At 58.0% G+C, this 14,243-nt stretch carries 11 protein-coding genes, 1 tRNA gene and 1 pseudogene; 12 read left to right on the top strand and 1 reads right to left on the bottom strand.

What is annotated here, in order from left to right:
- Positions 1–27: 27 nt before the first annotated feature.
- The 10 genes and pseudogenes from PL640_RS02250 to PL640_RS02205 form a co-directional block, all read left to right on the top strand.
- A pseudogene (locus tag PL640_RS02250) lies at positions 28–1,083 on the top strand (flagellar basal body P-ring protein FlgI); the annotation flags it as partial.
- Entirely contained in the window at positions 1,080–1,616 is a 537-nt protein-coding gene (locus tag PL640_RS02245) for a MotE family protein (protein WP_271360670.1), read from the top strand. The pseudogene PL640_RS02250 and the gene PL640_RS02245, both read left to right, overlap by 4 nt.
- A complete protein-coding gene (flgH, locus tag PL640_RS02240; RefSeq protein ID WP_046800576.1) occupies positions 1,613–2,332 on the top strand; it encodes a flagellar basal body L-ring protein FlgH in 720 nt (239 codons plus the stop codon). Before PL640_RS02245 ends, flgH begins: the two co-directional genes overlap by 4 nt.
- Positions 2,333–2,359: 27 nt before the next feature.
- Positions 2,360–2,863 carry a flagellar basal body-associated FliL family protein gene (locus tag PL640_RS02235; RefSeq protein WP_137083474.1) on the top strand — a complete coding sequence of 168 codons (504 nt, stop codon included), beginning with the start codon at positions 2,360–2,362 and terminating at the stop codon, positions 2,861–2,863.
- Positions 2,860–3,597 (top strand): flagellar type III secretion system pore protein FliP, encoded by a 738-nt coding sequence (gene fliP / locus PL640_RS02230; protein ID WP_052817083.1) that lies wholly within the window; start codon positions 2,860–2,862, stop codon positions 3,595–3,597. Before PL640_RS02235 ends, fliP begins: the two co-directional genes overlap by 4 nt.
- Before the next feature lie 373 nt (positions 3,598–3,970).
- A complete protein-coding gene (locus PL640_RS02225) occupies positions 3,971–5,173 on the top strand; it encodes a flagellin N-terminal helical domain-containing protein (protein WP_142841117.1) in 1,203 nt (400 codons plus the stop codon).
- 586 nt (positions 5,174–5,759) lie between these two features.
- Positions 5,760–7,100 (top strand): flagellin N-terminal helical domain-containing protein, encoded by a 1,341-nt coding sequence (locus tag PL640_RS02220; protein WP_142841116.1) that lies wholly within the window; start codon positions 5,760–5,762, stop codon positions 7,098–7,100.
- 269 nt (positions 7,101–7,369) lie between these two features.
- Positions 7,370–8,707, top strand: coding sequence for a flagellin N-terminal helical domain-containing protein (locus tag PL640_RS02215; protein WP_142841114.1), 1,338 nt, complete (start codon positions 7,370–7,372; stop codon positions 8,705–8,707).
- Between the two features lie 435 nt (positions 8,708–9,142).
- Positions 9,143–10,507, top strand: coding sequence for a flagellin N-terminal helical domain-containing protein (locus tag PL640_RS02210; protein WP_271360669.1), 1,365 nt, complete (start codon positions 9,143–9,145; stop codon positions 10,505–10,507).
- A gap of 259 nt (positions 10,508–10,766) precedes the next feature.
- Complete coding sequence (locus PL640_RS02205; RefSeq protein ID WP_269698672.1) at positions 10,767–12,104, top strand: flagellin N-terminal helical domain-containing protein; 1,338 nt, start codon at positions 10,767–10,769, stop codon at positions 12,102–12,104.
- Between the two features lie 217 nt (positions 12,105–12,321).
- On the opposite strand, the gene PL640_RS02200 is transcribed toward PL640_RS02205, so the two are convergent.
- Positions 12,322–12,396 (bottom strand) — tRNA-Thr (locus tag PL640_RS02200).
- A 155-nt stretch (positions 12,397–12,551) separates the two neighbouring features.
- Between PL640_RS02200 and PL640_RS02195 the strand changes: the two genes are divergently transcribed.
- Together PL640_RS02195 and murA are read left to right on the top strand one after the other, a co-directional pair.
- Complete coding sequence (locus PL640_RS02195; protein WP_271360668.1) at positions 12,552–12,818, top strand: hypothetical protein; 267 nt, start codon at positions 12,552–12,554, stop codon at positions 12,816–12,818.
- Positions 12,819–12,919: 101 nt separating this feature from the next.
- Positions 12,920–14,212 carry a UDP-N-acetylglucosamine 1-carboxyvinyltransferase gene (gene murA / locus PL640_RS02190; protein ID WP_046800570.1) on the top strand — a complete coding sequence of 431 codons (1,293 nt, stop codon included), beginning with the start codon at positions 12,920–12,922 and terminating at the stop codon, positions 14,210–14,212.
- The last annotated feature ends 31 nt before the right edge of the window (positions 14,213–14,243 follow it).

The following is a 14,243-nucleotide window of genomic DNA, read 5'->3' as shown; positions in this document are numbered from 1 at the left end:
TCGGCCCAGCCGTTCCTTCCCGTACCCGCAGCCCATGCCGATACTTCCCGCATCAAGGATATCGCATCGCTGCAGGCCGGACGCGACAACCAGCTGATCGGATATGGTCTCGTCGTCGGCGTGCAGGGCACGGGCGACAGCCTGCGTTCCTCGCCATTCACCGAACAATCCATGCGCGCGATGCTGCAGAACCTCGGCATCACCACGCAGGGCGGCCAGTCGAATGCCAAGAACATCGCCGCGGTGATGGTGACGGCCAATCTGCCGCCGTTTGCCAGCCCCGGCAGCCGTGTCGACGTAACGGTCAGCTCGCTCGGCGACGCCTCTTCGCTGCGCGGCGGCACGCTGATCATGACCTCGCTTTCCGGCGCGGACGGGCAGATCTATGCGGTTGCCCAGGGCGCGCTGATCGTCAACGGCTTTTCGGCGCAGGGCGATGCCGCGACGCTGACGCAGGGCGTGACCACATCGGCGCGCGTGCCGAACGGCGCGATCATCGAGCGTGAATTGCCGTCCAAATTCAAGGATTCGGTCAATCTGGTCCTTCAGCTGCGCAACCCCGATTTTTCGACTGCGGTGCGTGTTGCAGACGTTGTCAACGCCTTTGCCCGCGCCCGTTACGGCGATGGTATCGCCGAGCCGCGCGATTCGCAGGAAATCGCGGTGCAGAAACCCCGCACCGCTGACCTCACCCGGCTGATGGCGGAAATCGAGAACCTGACGGTGGAGACGGATACGCCCGCCAAGGTCGTGATCAACGAACGCACCGGCACGATCGTCATCGGCGCGGATGTGCGCATCTCCCGCGTCGCCGTCAGCTATGGAACGCTGACCGTGCAGGTGACGGAATCACCGCAGGTCATCCAGCCGGCGCCCTTCTCGCGTGGCCAGACCGCCGTGCAGCCGCAGACGGACATCATGGCGCTGCAGGAAGGCAGCAAGGTCGCCATCGTCGAAGGTCCCGACCTTCGCACGCTGGTTGCCGGTCTCAACAGCATCGGGCTCAAGGCGGATGGCATCATATCCATCCTGCAAGGCATCAAATCCGCCGGTGCCCTTCAGGCGGAGCTTGTGCTGCAATGATGGAACTTCTTAAAAACCAAGCCCTGCCGAATGGTCTTTTCCGGTTCGCAGCCGTTGCCTCCCTGCTTTTCCTGCTGCCGGCCGCCGGCGCCGAAAGCCAGCAGAACGTGGTGTCGGAACTGAGCACGCAGGATGAAATCCAGAAATTCTGCACCAACATTGCCGATGCCGCTCGCGACCAGCGTTACCTGATGCAGAAGCAGGAGCTTGAAAAGCTCCAGGCCGACGTCAACGAGCGCATCTCCGTGCTGGAAGACCGCAAGGCGGAATATGAGGACTGGCTGGCGCGCCGCGAACATTTCCTCGCCCAGGCGAAAGCCAATCTCGTCGATGTCTACAAGACGATGAAGCCCGATGCCGCCGCACCCCAGCTCGAAAAGATGCATGTGGAGATTGCGGCCGCCATCATCATGCAGCTGCCGCCGCGCCAGTCCGGCCTCATCCTCAGCGAGATGGATGCGCAGAAAGCCGCCACTGTCGCCGGCATCATGTCGCAGGCAACCGACAAAAACACTTCGAAGGATCCTTCATGAGCACGCGTCGTCTTCCGGCCCTCCTCCTGCCGCTCGCTCTCCTGGCAGGCTGCCAGAACAACCAGACCCTGAAGGAAATCGGCAACGCACCCGCGATGAGCCCGATCGGCAGCGGTCTGCAATTCAGCCAGACGCCGCAGATGGGCATGTATCCCAAGCAGCCGAAACATATGGCGAGCGGCTATTCGCTGTGGAGCGACAGCCAGGGCGCCTTGTTCAAGGATCTGCGCGCGTTGAATATCGGCGACATCCTGACCGTCAACATCCAGATCAACGACAAGGCCGATTTCGACAACGAAACCGAGCGCAACCGCACCAATTCCAGCGGTCTGAACTGGAAGGCCAAGGCGGAAATCTTCGGCTGGACGCCGGAGGCGGACTCCAACATCAAATACGGATCGGACACCGACACCCAGGCCAAGGGCAAGACCAAGCGTTCCGAAAAGCTGACGCTGATGGTGGCCGCCGTGGTGACCGGCATTCTGGAAAACGGCAACCTCATTATCAGCGGTTCGCAGGAAGTGCGCGTCAACCATGAAATCCGCATCCTCAATGTCGGCGGTATCGTCAGGCCGCAGGATGTCGATGCGCAGAACATGATTTCCTATGAGCGTATCGCCGAGGCCCGCATCTCCTACGGCGGTCGTGGCCGCCTGACGGAAGTGCAGCAGCCCCCGGTCGGTCAGCAGGTCGTCGACCTGTTCTCGCCGCTCTGACGCCGGTTTGCGGGAACGGGACTGACCATGGAAAACGAACAGGCTGAGAGCAAGAAAAAGTCCTCCCCGGTGGTCATGACCATCGCCGGGGTTGTGATCCTGACGCTGCTCGGTGCGGGCGGTGGCTGGCTGGTGGGCGGCATGATCGCCCCGAAAATCGCCGGCGCGGAAGCCGCAGCGCACGCGCCGGCCGCTTCGGGTGAAAAGGGCAAGGCCGCCGAGGGCATCGAGAAAATCTCGGCCGAAGCGAACGGCATCGTCCAGCTCGATCCCATCACCACCAACCTCGCCTACCCTTCAACCAACTGGGTGCGGCTGGAAGTGGCGCTGATGTTCAAGGGGCCGGTGGAAGTCGGGCTCGCGGAGGATATCCATCAGGATATCATGGCCTATGTGCGCACCGTTTCCCTTCAGCAGCTGGAAGGGCCGCGCGGCTTTCAATATCTTAAGGATGACATTCAGGAACGAGTTGACCTGCGCTCGCAAGGGCGCGTATCCAAGGTCATGTTCCGGACCTTTGTCATCGAATGATTCGATTTCTTGTAACCATCGCCGTCCTCCTCGCCTTGCCGGGCCTTGCCAACGCCCAGCAATTTCCGTCCGATCTGTTCAATACACAGATAGACGGATCCGTTGCGGCATGGATCATCCGCACCTTCGGCCTTCTGACGGTTCTCTCCGTCGCGCCGGGCATCCTGATCATGGTCACGAGCTTTCCGCGCTTCGTGATCGCCTTTTCGATACTGCGCTCCGGCATGGGACTGGCCTCTACCCCGTCCAACATGATCCTGCTGTCAATGGCGATGTTCATGACCTTCTACGTCATGTCGCCCACCTTCGACAAAGCCTGGACCGACGGCGTGCAGCCGCTTTTGCAGAACCAGATCAACGAACAGCAGGCCATAGGACGCATCGCCGAACCCTTCCGCACCTTCATGAACGCCAATACGCGTGACAAGGACCTGAAGCTGTTCGTGGATATCGCCCGCGAGCGCGGACAGGAAGTGATGACCGACAATGTCGTCGATTACCGCGTGCTCGTTCCGGCCTTCATGCTGTCGGAAATCCGCCGCGGTTTCGAGATCGGTTTCCTCATCATCCTGCCGTTTCTGGTCATCGATCTCATCGTCGCCACCATCACCATGGCCATGGGCATGATGATGCTGCCGCCCACCTCCATTTCCCTGCCGTTCAAGATCCTGTTTTTCGTGCTGATCGACGGCTGGAACCTGCTTGTCGGCAGCCTCGTCAGATCGTTCAACTGACGGCATTTGTGCCGAAATAAACTTCGTTAATCCTGTTTGTTAACCCCGCAGCCCCAAGGCAGCGGGGTTTTCGCGTTTTAAGGCTTTGGTTACCAAATTTGCTAGGGGTCGGATAACTATAATCATCAGGCAATAGGTAACCATTTTGAATAACTCCTGAATAACCATAAGTAATTCATCACAAAAGCAACCGCCAAAATTAAGAATTGCGCAATTTTTCGCTGGGAAACTCCAATCCACACGCAGCGGGTTTGGTTTCCAGAACATAGTAATTCTGAACCGAGTGGCATGAAGCCGAAACGTTGTGGCCGGTAATACCAAGTCCGGAATGTCCCCACTCCAGTATCTCGTAAAAACAAGGGACACATTTATTATGGCAAGCATTCTTACCAACGCTTCTTCTATGGCCGCTCTCCAGACGTTGCGCACGATCAGCAACAACATGGAATCGACGCAGAACCGCATCTCGACTGGCCAACGCGTTAGCACGGCTTCCGACAACGCCGCTTACTGGTCGATCGCGACCACGATGCGCTCCGACAATGCAGCCCTCGGCTCGGTTTCCGACGCTCTGGGTCTCGGCGCCGCAAAGATCGACACTGCCTATGCCGGTATGGAATCTGCGATCAAGGTCGTTGACCAGATCAAGCAGAAGCTCGTCACCGCCAAGGAATCCACCGCCGACAAGGCAAAGATCCAGGCTGAAATCACCCAGCTCCAGGATCAGCTGACGTCCATCACCTCTTCCGCATCGTTCTCCGGTGAAAACTGGCTGAAGGGCTCGATCGGCAAGGCCGGTGCTGCTGCTGCCGATCTGGCAGTCGGCGTATCGATCGACAAGCAGATCGTTGGCTCGTTCACCCGTGACGCATCTGGCAATGTCCAGACGCAGGCTGTTGATATCAAGCTTGACGGCACGAACGTACTGGTCGACTCCAGCGGCAAAAACCAGGGCCTTCTGGACAAGAACGCTACGAAGGCAACCGTTGCTCAGTGGACGGACGGCAAGTACTACACCGCAACGACGACCCCGCCCGCTGCTGCGACCGCTTCCAAGGTATCGGACAGCGTCTGGACGGACGGTGCCGCTACTCCGAAGTTCTTCAAGGAAGTTGAACCGAACAAGTTCCTGGAAGTAACGGACGCAACCGGTACTGCGCTCGCTGGCACACCGACCGCTCTGACCACGACGGCTGCCGTGTTCGTAACGGACACTTCCGTCTCCAAGGTCGACATCACCAAGCTCAGCACGATCAAGACCGGCCTCGGCCTTGCCGCCACGGCAACGGACGAAGACGTACTGGACAGCCTGATCTCGCATGTCGATGGTCAGCTGGAAGGCATGAACTCCGCAGCTGCAAAGCTTGGTGCTCTTTCCTCGCGTATCTCCCTGCAGGAAGACTTCGTCTCCAAGCTGTCGGATACGATGGAAAAGGGTATCGGCCGCCTGGTTGACGCCGACATGAACGAAGAGTCCACCCGCCTCAAGGCTCTGCAGACGCAGCAGCAGCTGGCAATTCAGGCCCTGTCGATCGCCAACAGCGACTCGCAGAACATCCTGTCGCTCTTCCGTTAATCGGACCCAAACGACAAAAACGAGCCGCGCCCGAAAGGGCGCGGTTTTGCTTTATGGAGCGGCCCGCAAACCGCAATATTTCGTTTACCATCCCTGCTTTCAAAGCATTTACCACGATTTGAACGAGGGGCCGTATACCCTCTGAAATTAGGAAATTGGCAAGTACCGGCTGTCAGATTTTACGCATGGACAAGCGGATAGCCGCTGTCCGGAATGACATGAAACACAGGATCGCAAGCGGTGGCTGACCGTCTTGCAATCAGGTGAAAAGGCAAACGCGACGGAGGCTGACCCGAGCGTATTGTTCCTCTACCAAAGCCGCATCCGGAAACGGGTGCGGCTTTATGGTTTTTTAAGCATTTCCGGTTACACGCGCACGCGCGCAAAGGTTGCGAACCAAATAGTCAGAATGCACTTTTTTAGCGAGTTATTAGATGTTAATTAACTATATGAAGGTTAGCTAAGCCATCGAAACGGTGAGCTAACCATTAAAAATCAGCCGGTTAGCAGGCATGACGCTGCGCGCTGTTCCCGGTGAAACCGGAATGTCCCTTTTCTAATCAGCCATTCAAGGGGCAAATCTACCATGACAAGCATTCTTACCAACGTCGCAGCCATGTCTGCGCTCCAGACCCTGCGCTCTATCGGCCAGAACATGGAAACGACGCAGGACCGCGTCTCTTCCGGCCAGCGCGTCGGCGAAGCTTCCGACAACGCCGCCTACTGGTCGATCGCGACCACCATGCGTTCCGATAACGGCGCTCTGTCCGCCGTACAGGACGCCCTCGGCCTCGGCGCCGCCAAGGTTGATACCGCCTACTCCGGCATGGAATCGTCGATCGACGTCGTCAAGGAAATCAAGAACAAGCTGGTTGCCGCCCGCGAACCCGGCGTCGACAAGTCCAAGATCCAGGAAGAAATCTCCCAGCTGCAGGATCAGCTGAAGTCGATCTCCAGCTCCTCGTCCTTCTCCGGCGAAAACTGGCTGCAGGCGAAGATCAGTGACGGCGCCGGTAATCTGACCGACGTCACCAAGCAGGTCGTTGGCTCGTTCATCCGCGACGCTGGCGGCAATGTTTCCGTCAAGACGATCAATGTCGCGCTGACAGCCGACACCGTGCTGTTCGATACGTCTTCGGGCACCGCCGCGAACAAGGCCGGCATCCTTGATACCTTCGCTTATTATTCCAAGTCCGGCACCTACGATCTCTTCAAACTGACTGCCGGCGCTACCGCCGCTACAGCAACGACCAAGGTCGTAGCTGCCGAGACCTATACCGAAGCGCAGCTCAAGGCGAGCGCCCTTGGAAATGGCGCTGCGGTTGCCGACTATGAAGTGATGGCAAACGGCCTGGCGGTCATCAAAAACGCAGCCGCGGGTTCCCCGATTGCCGCAACCGGCACATACCTTAAAGTCGGCGATGACAAGTATGTAAAAATCATCTCGGCAGCTGCCGGCGCCCCCGCCGCCTCCGACGGCCCGACGGCCCCGGTTGTAAACACCTCGATTGGCTCTGTCGGCGGCGTCGCTGTATATCTCGATCAGGGCGCTGCAAGCACTGCAGACAAGCTTGCTTACTCCCTGACATCGCTCGACATCACCAAGGATCTCGTCGGCCCGACCGGTGTGACCCAGACCGCCGAGCAGGCACTCGACACCATGATCTCCTTCGTCGACAAGCAGCTCCAGAGCATGACGTCCGCCGCCGCTGACCTCGGCTCGGTCAAGATGCGCATCGAACTGCAGGAAAACTTCGTCAACAAGCTGACCGACTCGCTCGACAAGGGCATCGGCCGCCTCGTAGACGCTGAAATGAACGAAGAATCCACGCGCCTTAAGGCTCTTCAGACCCAGCAGCAGCTGGCTGTTCAGGCCCTGTCGATCGCCAACAACGACTCGCAGAGCATTCTCTCGCTCTTCCGTTAATCGCAAGCGACATCATTCAAATCGGAAAGCCGCGCCTCGAGCGCGGCTTTTTTCATTCTGATATTTTCAGACTATTCGCATATTAAGATTTTATCGTGAGACGTGAGAATCCTTAGGTCTTCATTAACTATAAGGCGGTTAGCTAGAGCCATCGAAACGGCGAGCTAACCTTTAAAAATCAGCCGGTTAGCAGGCATGACGCTGCGCGCTGTTCCCGGTGAAACCGGAATGTCCCTTTTCTAATCAGCCATTCAAGGGGCAAATCTACCATGACAAGCATTCTTACCAACGTCGCAGCTATGTCTGCGCTCCAGACCCTGCGCTCTATCGGCCAGAACATGGAAACGACGCAGGATCGCGTCTCCTCCGGCCAGCGCGTCGGTGAAGCTTCCGACAACGCCGCCTACTGGTCGATCGCAACCACCATGCGTTCCGATAACGGCGCTCTTTCTGCTGTACAGGACGCTCTCGGCCTCGGCGCCGCCAAGGTTGATACCGCCTATTCCGGCATGGAATCGTCCATCGACGTCGTCAAGGAAATCAAGAACAAGCTGGTTGCCGCCCGCGAACCCGGCGTCGACAAGTCCAAGATCCAGGAAGAAATTTCCCAGCTGCAGGATCAGCTGAAGTCGATCTCCAGCTCCTCGTCCTTCTCCGGCGAAAACTGGCTGCAGGCGAAAGTCAGCGACGGCACGGGCAAGCTGACCGACGTCACCAAGCAGGTGGTTGGTTCGTTCATCCGTGATTCCGGTGGCAACGTTTCTGTCAAGACGATCAACGTTGCCCTTAGCAACGACACCGTCCTGTTCGATACGTCTTCCGGCGCTGCAAAGGACAAGCAGGGCATCCTCGATTCCTTCGCTTCCTATTCCTCGACCGGCGCTTACAAGAACTTCGAAATTACGACTGGTGTTGGCGCTGCCAAGGCCACCACAGTCAAGGCTGCAATGGTATTCACCGAAGCACAGCTCAAGGGTCTGACGCCCGCTGCTGCTGCTACTCCGGTTACTGCCGTCGCTGATGCGACAACCGGCCTGGTCGTCGTCGCCAACGCGTCGGCAGCCGAGAACGGCGCTTACCTGAAAATCGGTGACGACCAGTTCGTCAAGGTTATGGGTGACGGCACCACCGGCAACGCCACCACCGTTGACACGGCACAGGTTACGGCTGGCACCGTGGCAATCGGCACGACGAAGGATGGCAAGAACGTCTATCTTGAAACCGGCGCCAACAACCAGCTCGCCAAAGCCCTGAACTACTCGCTGACGTCGCTCGACATCACCAAGGATCTCGTCGGCCCGACCGGCGTGACCCTGACCGCCGAGCAGTCCCTCGACGCCATGGTCTCCTTCGTCGACAAGCAGCTCCAGAGCATGACGTCCGCCGCCGCCGACCTCGGCTCGGTCAAGATGCGCATCGAACTGCAGGAAAACTTCGTCAACAAGCTGACCGACTCGCTCGACAAGGGCATCGGCCGTCTCGTGGACGCGGAAATGAACGAGGAATCCACGCGCCTCAAGGCTCTCCAGACCCAGCAGCAGCTGGCTGTTCAGGCCCTGTCGATCGCCAACAACGACTCGCAGAGCATTCTCTCGCTCTTCCGTTAATCGCAAGCGACATCATTCAAATCGGAAAGCCGCGCCTCGAGCGCGGCTTTTTTCGTTTATCGCCCCCTCGAAGGGAATTGGAATTTACCTGGCATTCCGTTTTTCCGCGGACGGCAAAATTGAGCTCACCTCGAGATTATCCAGTAAAAAGCGGGCGAAGCACCAGCTATGGCGTATTGCCATTTGGAACGCCGCATCCGGAGACGGGTGCGGTTATATTATTTTTAACTTTTTTAGATGATTTACACGTAAAAATTTTACCTTCACATTTTTACTACTTTAAGTATTTATTAACCATGAAGCGGTTAGCTAGAGCCATCGAAACGGTGAGCTAACCATTAAAAATCAGCCGGTTAGCAGGCATGATGCTGTGCGCCGTTCCCGGTGAGACCGGAATGTCCCTTTTCTAATCAGCCATTCAAGGGGCAATTTATTATGACCAGCATTTTGACAAACGTTGCAGCCATGTCTGCACTCCAGACCCTGCGTTCCATCGGCCAGAACATGGAAGCCACACAGGACCGCGTCTCCTCCGGCCAGCGTGTCGGCGAAGCTTCCGACAACGCCGCCTATTGGTCGATCGCGACCACCATGCGTTCCGATAACGGCGCTCTGTCCGCCGTACAGGACGCTCTCGGCCTCGGCGCTGCCAAGGTTGATACCGCCTATTCGGGCATGGAATCGTCGATCGACGTCGTCAAGGAAATCAAGAACAAGCTGGTTGCCGCCCGCGAACCCGGCGTCGACAAATCCAAGATCCAGGAAGAAATTGCCCAGCTGCAGGATCAGCTGAAGTCGATCTCCAGCTCCTCGTCCTTCTCCGGCGAGAACTGGCTGCAGGCGAAGATCAGCGATGGCACGGGTAAACTGGCCGACATCACCAAGGAAGTTGTCGGCTCCTTTATCCGCGACAACAGCGGCAACGTTTCGGTGAAGACCATCAATGTCGCGCTCGGCAATGACACCGTCCTGTTCGACACGTCTTCCGGTGCTGCGAAGGACAAGCAGGGCATTCTCGACTCTTTCGCCGTCTATTCCTCGACGGGGTCGTACAAGAACTTCGAAATCACGACGGGCGTCGGCGCTGCAAAGGCGACTACGGTCAAGGCAGCAGTAGTGTTCAATGAAGCGCAGCTGAAGGCTCTGACGCCTGCAACGGCGGGAACGCCGGTCGCTGTTACCCCTGACGCTACCACCGGCCTCTATGTTGTCACTTTGGGTTCGACGGCAACGGAGAACGGCGCTTACCTGAAGATCGGCGACGATCAATATGTCAAAGTCATGGGTGATGGCACGGCAGCCACCGCTTCAACGGGTACTGCCGCCATCGACACGGCCCAGAAAGCGCTCGGCACTGTCGCGATCGGCACGTCCAAGGATGGTCAGAACGTTTATCTTCAAACAGGAACTGGTAACCAGCTGGCGAAAGCGCTTTCCTACTCTCTGACGTCTCTGAACATCACCAAGGATCTCGTCGGAACGTTGACGAATGCGGACGGTTCCGCACTTTCTGCGAACCAGTATCTCGACGCGATGATCGTATTCGTCGACAAGCAGCTCCAGAGCATGATCTCCGCCTCCGCCGACCTTGGTTCAGTCAAGATGCGTGTCGAACTGCAGGAAAACTTCGTCAACAAGCTGACCGACTCGCTCGACAAGGGTATCGGCCGCCTCGTAGACGCTGAAATGAACGAGGAATCCACGCGCCTCAAGGCTCTCCAGACCCAGCAGCAGCTGGCTGTTCAGGCCCTGTCGATCGCCAACAACGACTCGCAGAGCATTCTCTCGCTCTTCCGTTAATCGCAAGCGACATCATTCAAATCGAAAAGCCGCGCCTCGAGCGCGGCTTTTTCATTATGGTTAAGAGAAATTATTATTTCCTAATTTTTATTAATAGCGATTTAGGCTTTGTTAACCATTCGCCGCCTAAAACCTAGTCATCGAAACGATTGGTTAACCAAGACGAAAAAGAGGTTAACAGGCATCAAGCCGCTCGATCGTTCCCGGCGGCAATCCGGAATGTCCCTTTTCATTTCAGCCAATCAAGGGGCAAATAATTATGACCAGCATTTTGACGAACGTCGCGGCAATGGCCGCCCTGCAGACCCTTCGCGCCATCGGCAGCAGCATGGAAGAAACGCAGTCGCGCGTCTCCTCCGGCCTGCGCGTCAAGACCGCATCCGACAACGCCGCTTACTGGTCGATCGCGACCACCATGCGTTCCGATAATGGCGCTCTGTCCGCCGTGCAGGACGCGCTCGGCCTCGGCGCCGCCAAGGTCGATACCGCCTATTCCGCCATGGAAACCACCGTCGATGTCGTCAAGGAAATCAGCAAGAAGCTGGTTGCCGCCCGCGAAGCAGGTGTCGACAAGGCCAAGATCCAGGAAGAAATCCGCCAGCTTCAGGACCAGCTGAAGAGCATCGGCGAATCCGCCTCCTTCTCCGGCGAAAACTGGCTGAAAGGCAAGATCAGCGACGCCTCCGGTAACCTGACACCCATCACCAAACAGGTCGTCGGCTCCTTCATCCGCGATGGCGCAGGTAACGTCGCCGTCAAGACCATCAACATTCAGGTCGATAACAAGACGGCGCTTTTCGATACGTCCACCGGCGCGACGAAAAACGGCATTCTCGACAGCTCTGCCTATTACTCCGACACCGGCGTTCTGCGCGATTTCGAGATCACGACGACAACACCTGCAGGTGTCGCAACAACCACGCCTTCCACTGCAAAAGTATTTACCCAATCTCAGCTTCTGGGCTTCCCCTCGGGCACGACAACCACGGTTTCCGCTGCAGACGCAACAACCGGCCTCGTAACCGTTGCCGCCGCCACCACTGCACGAAACAACGGCACCTATTTCAAGATCGGTGAAAACGCAGCTGGCGAAGCACTTTATGTGAAGGCCAACAATACGGCACCGACGCCCGCTGGCACCACGGTGACGGCAATTGGCACCGGTGGCTCTTCCAACAACAACATCTATCTCGAAACCGCTGCGGCAACATCGCAGATGGCCCAGAAGCTTGATTATTCGCTGATCGATCTGGACATCACCAAGGATCTCAGCGGCCTGACGGATGCCAAAGGCCAGCCGCTGACAGAGAATGACGGTCTCGACAACATGATCCAGTTCGTCAACACGCAGCTGGAATCGCTCATCAGCGCAAGTGCCGATCTTGGTTCGATCAAGATGCGTCTCGATCTGCAGGAAGACTTCGTCTCGAAGCTGACCGACTCCATCGACAAGGGCATCGGCCGCCTCGTTGACGCCGACATGAACGAAGAATCCACCCGACTGAAGGCTCTCCAGACGCAGCAGCAGCTGGCGATCCAGTCGCTCTCCATCGCCAATACCAGCTCCGAAAATATCCTGTCGCTATTCCGCCAGTAAGCGGCGCCCGTTGGCTACGGGCGGTTTCGTCCCGCTCTGGCAGCAACAGAATATTCGGATATGGAAACCGCGCTTCACAAGAGGCGCGGTTTTCCGTTCGTCTGGATCTCTGTTCTCCAGGGCTTGTGGGGAGCGCTCGGGGAAGAGCGCACGCAGTGCGCAGCAGGCCAATGCCGCGGCTCTGGAACGTGCGTAATTTCTTGATTTTATGGGAAAATGGTGCTGCTAGAGAGATTTGAACTCTCGGCCTCTCCCTTACCAAGGGAGTGCTCTACCCCTGAGCTATAGCAGCATCCGGTGCCGAAGCGTGTGCTTCAGCATCAAGCGTGGCGGCCTATTGCCATAGGTTTTTGATGAGCGCAAGTCGCAAAACGATATTCTTCATCAAGCGGGGCAAAAAAGCGTTCCCCCTGTTGAAAAATGCATTTTTCGGATATTGCTGAATTTATGAACGAACATCATGACAAACAGGCGAAGGCTGGGGTTTCCGTGGAGGCTTCCGCAGAGCAGTCCGCCTTGGCGGCTAACGGCAATGCGCAGGCGGGCCCCGGCGAGAAGGCGCGACAGCGCGAAGCGGAGCGCAAGGCGCGGGCGGCCAAGAAGCTTCGTGAAAACCTTCTGAAGCGTAAACAGCAGGTTCGTGCGCGCCGCGCCGGCGATGCGGACGATACAATCGGTCTGCCTGCCGCAAAAACGGACGAATCATCCTCATAGAGAATTCATCAGCATAAATTGAAACGCCGCGGAAATTCGTCTAAGGACGCGCCTTTCCGCAAGGCATGATAAGAAAGGCGGGCACAGGCCCGTAGGGACGCATGGATCGCATCAGAATTACGGGTGGCAACAAGCTTAACGGCATCATTCCCATCTCCGGCGCAAAAAACGCCGCCTTGCCGTTGATGATCGCATCGCTTCTGACCAGCGACACGCTGACGCTCGAAAACGTGCCGCATCTGGCCGATGTTGAACAGCTCATCCGTATTCTCGGCAATCACGGCGTCGATATTTCCGTCAATGGCCGCCGCGAAAGCCAGGGCGAAGCCTATTCCCGCACCGTCCATTTCACCTGCCGCACCGTGGTCGATACGACGGCCCCCTATGAGCTGGTTTCCAAGATGCGCGCCAGCTTCTGGGTCATCGGCCCGCTTCTGGCCCGTGAAGGCCGCGCCCGCGTTTCCCTGCCCGGCGGCTGCGCCATCGGCACGCGCCCGGTTGATCTGTTTATCGAGGGCCTCGAGGCGCTCGGCGCGACGATGGAAATCGACGGCGGCTACATCAACGCCACAGCCCCCAAGGGTGGCCTGATCGGCGCGGTTTACACTTTCCCGAAAGTCTCCGTCGGCGCAACGCATGTGATGCTGATGGCCGCAAGCCTTGCCCGCGGCACCACCGTCATTCACAACGCGGCCCGCGAGCCGGAAGTGGTCGATCTGGCGCAGTGCCTCACCGCCATGGGCGCGAAGATCGAAGGTGCGGGCACCTCCACCATCACCATCGAGGGCGTCACCTCGCTTTCCGGCGCGCGCCACCGGGTTCTGCCTGATCGTATCGAGACCGGCACCTATGCCATGGCGGTTGCCATGGCCGGCGGTGACGTGGTGCTGGAAGGCACACGCGCTTCGCTGCTTGACAATGCACTCGATACGCTGCGGCTTGCGGGTGCGACGATCAGCGAGACCGAGACCGGCCTTCGCGTGGTGCGCAACGGCAATGGCATCCAGCCGGTCGATGTTGTCACCGAGCCCTTCCCCGGCTTCCCCACCGATCTGCAGGCGCAGTTCATGGCGCTGATGACCCGCTCGCAGGGCGTTTCCCACATTACCGAAACCATCTTCGAAAACCGCTTCATGCATGTGCAGGAACTGGCCCGCCTCGGCGCGAAGATTTCGCTCTCCGGCCAGATGGCCCGCATTGAGGGCGTCTCCCGCCTGAAGGGTGCGCCCGTGATGGCGACCGATCTGCGCGCCTCCGTCTCGCTGGTCATTGCCGGTCTGGTGGCGGAAGGCGAGACCATGGTTTCGCGTGTCTACCATCTCGATCGCGGTTTCGAGCGCCTCGAAGAAAAGCTTACCCGCTGCGGCGCACTGGTCGAACGCGTCAGCGATTGATCCTTTCATTGCCGCTCATCCGGTTCCTACC

The organism is Agrobacterium sp. ST15.16.024, from assembly GCF_027956545.1.
GTDB classification, from domain to species: Bacteria; Pseudomonadota; Alphaproteobacteria; order Rhizobiales; family Rhizobiaceae; genus Agrobacterium; species Agrobacterium cucumeris.
The sequence above is the reverse complement of the archived record's forward strand: the minus strand, read 5'-3'. Positions and strand labels throughout refer to the sequence as shown.

Coding starts and splice junctions, on each gene's coding strand:
- PL640_RS02220 (WP_142841116.1), top strand. CDS start 5,760: ATGACAAGCATTCTTACCAACGTCGCAGCCATGTCTGCGCTCCAGACC.
- PL640_RS02215 (WP_142841114.1), top strand. CDS start 7,370: ATGACAAGCATTCTTACCAACGTCGCAGCTATGTCTGCGCTCCAGACC.
- PL640_RS02245 (WP_271360670.1), top strand. CDS start 1,080: ATGATGGAACTTCTTAAAAACCAAGCCCTGCCGAATGGTCTTTTCCGG.
- PL640_RS02210 (WP_271360669.1), top strand. CDS start 9,143: ATGACCAGCATTTTGACAAACGTTGCAGCCATGTCTGCACTCCAGACC.
- PL640_RS02205 (WP_269698672.1), top strand. CDS start 10,767: ATGACCAGCATTTTGACGAACGTCGCGGCAATGGCCGCCCTGCAGACC.
- PL640_RS02195 (WP_271360668.1), top strand. CDS start 12,552: ATGAACGAACATCATGACAAACAGGCGAAGGCTGGGGTTTCCGTGGAG.
- flgH (WP_046800576.1), top strand. CDS start 1,613: ATGAGCACGCGTCGTCTTCCGGCCCTCCTCCTGCCGCTCGCTCTCCTG.
- fliP (WP_052817083.1), top strand. CDS start 2,860: ATGATTCGATTTCTTGTAACCATCGCCGTCCTCCTCGCCTTGCCGGGC.
- PL640_RS02225 (WP_142841117.1), top strand. CDS start 3,971: ATGGCAAGCATTCTTACCAACGCTTCTTCTATGGCCGCTCTCCAGACG.
- murA (WP_046800570.1), top strand. CDS start 12,920: ATGGATCGCATCAGAATTACGGGTGGCAACAAGCTTAACGGCATCATT.
- PL640_RS02235 (WP_137083474.1), top strand. CDS start 2,360: ATGGAAAACGAACAGGCTGAGAGCAAGAAAAAGTCCTCCCCGGTGGTC.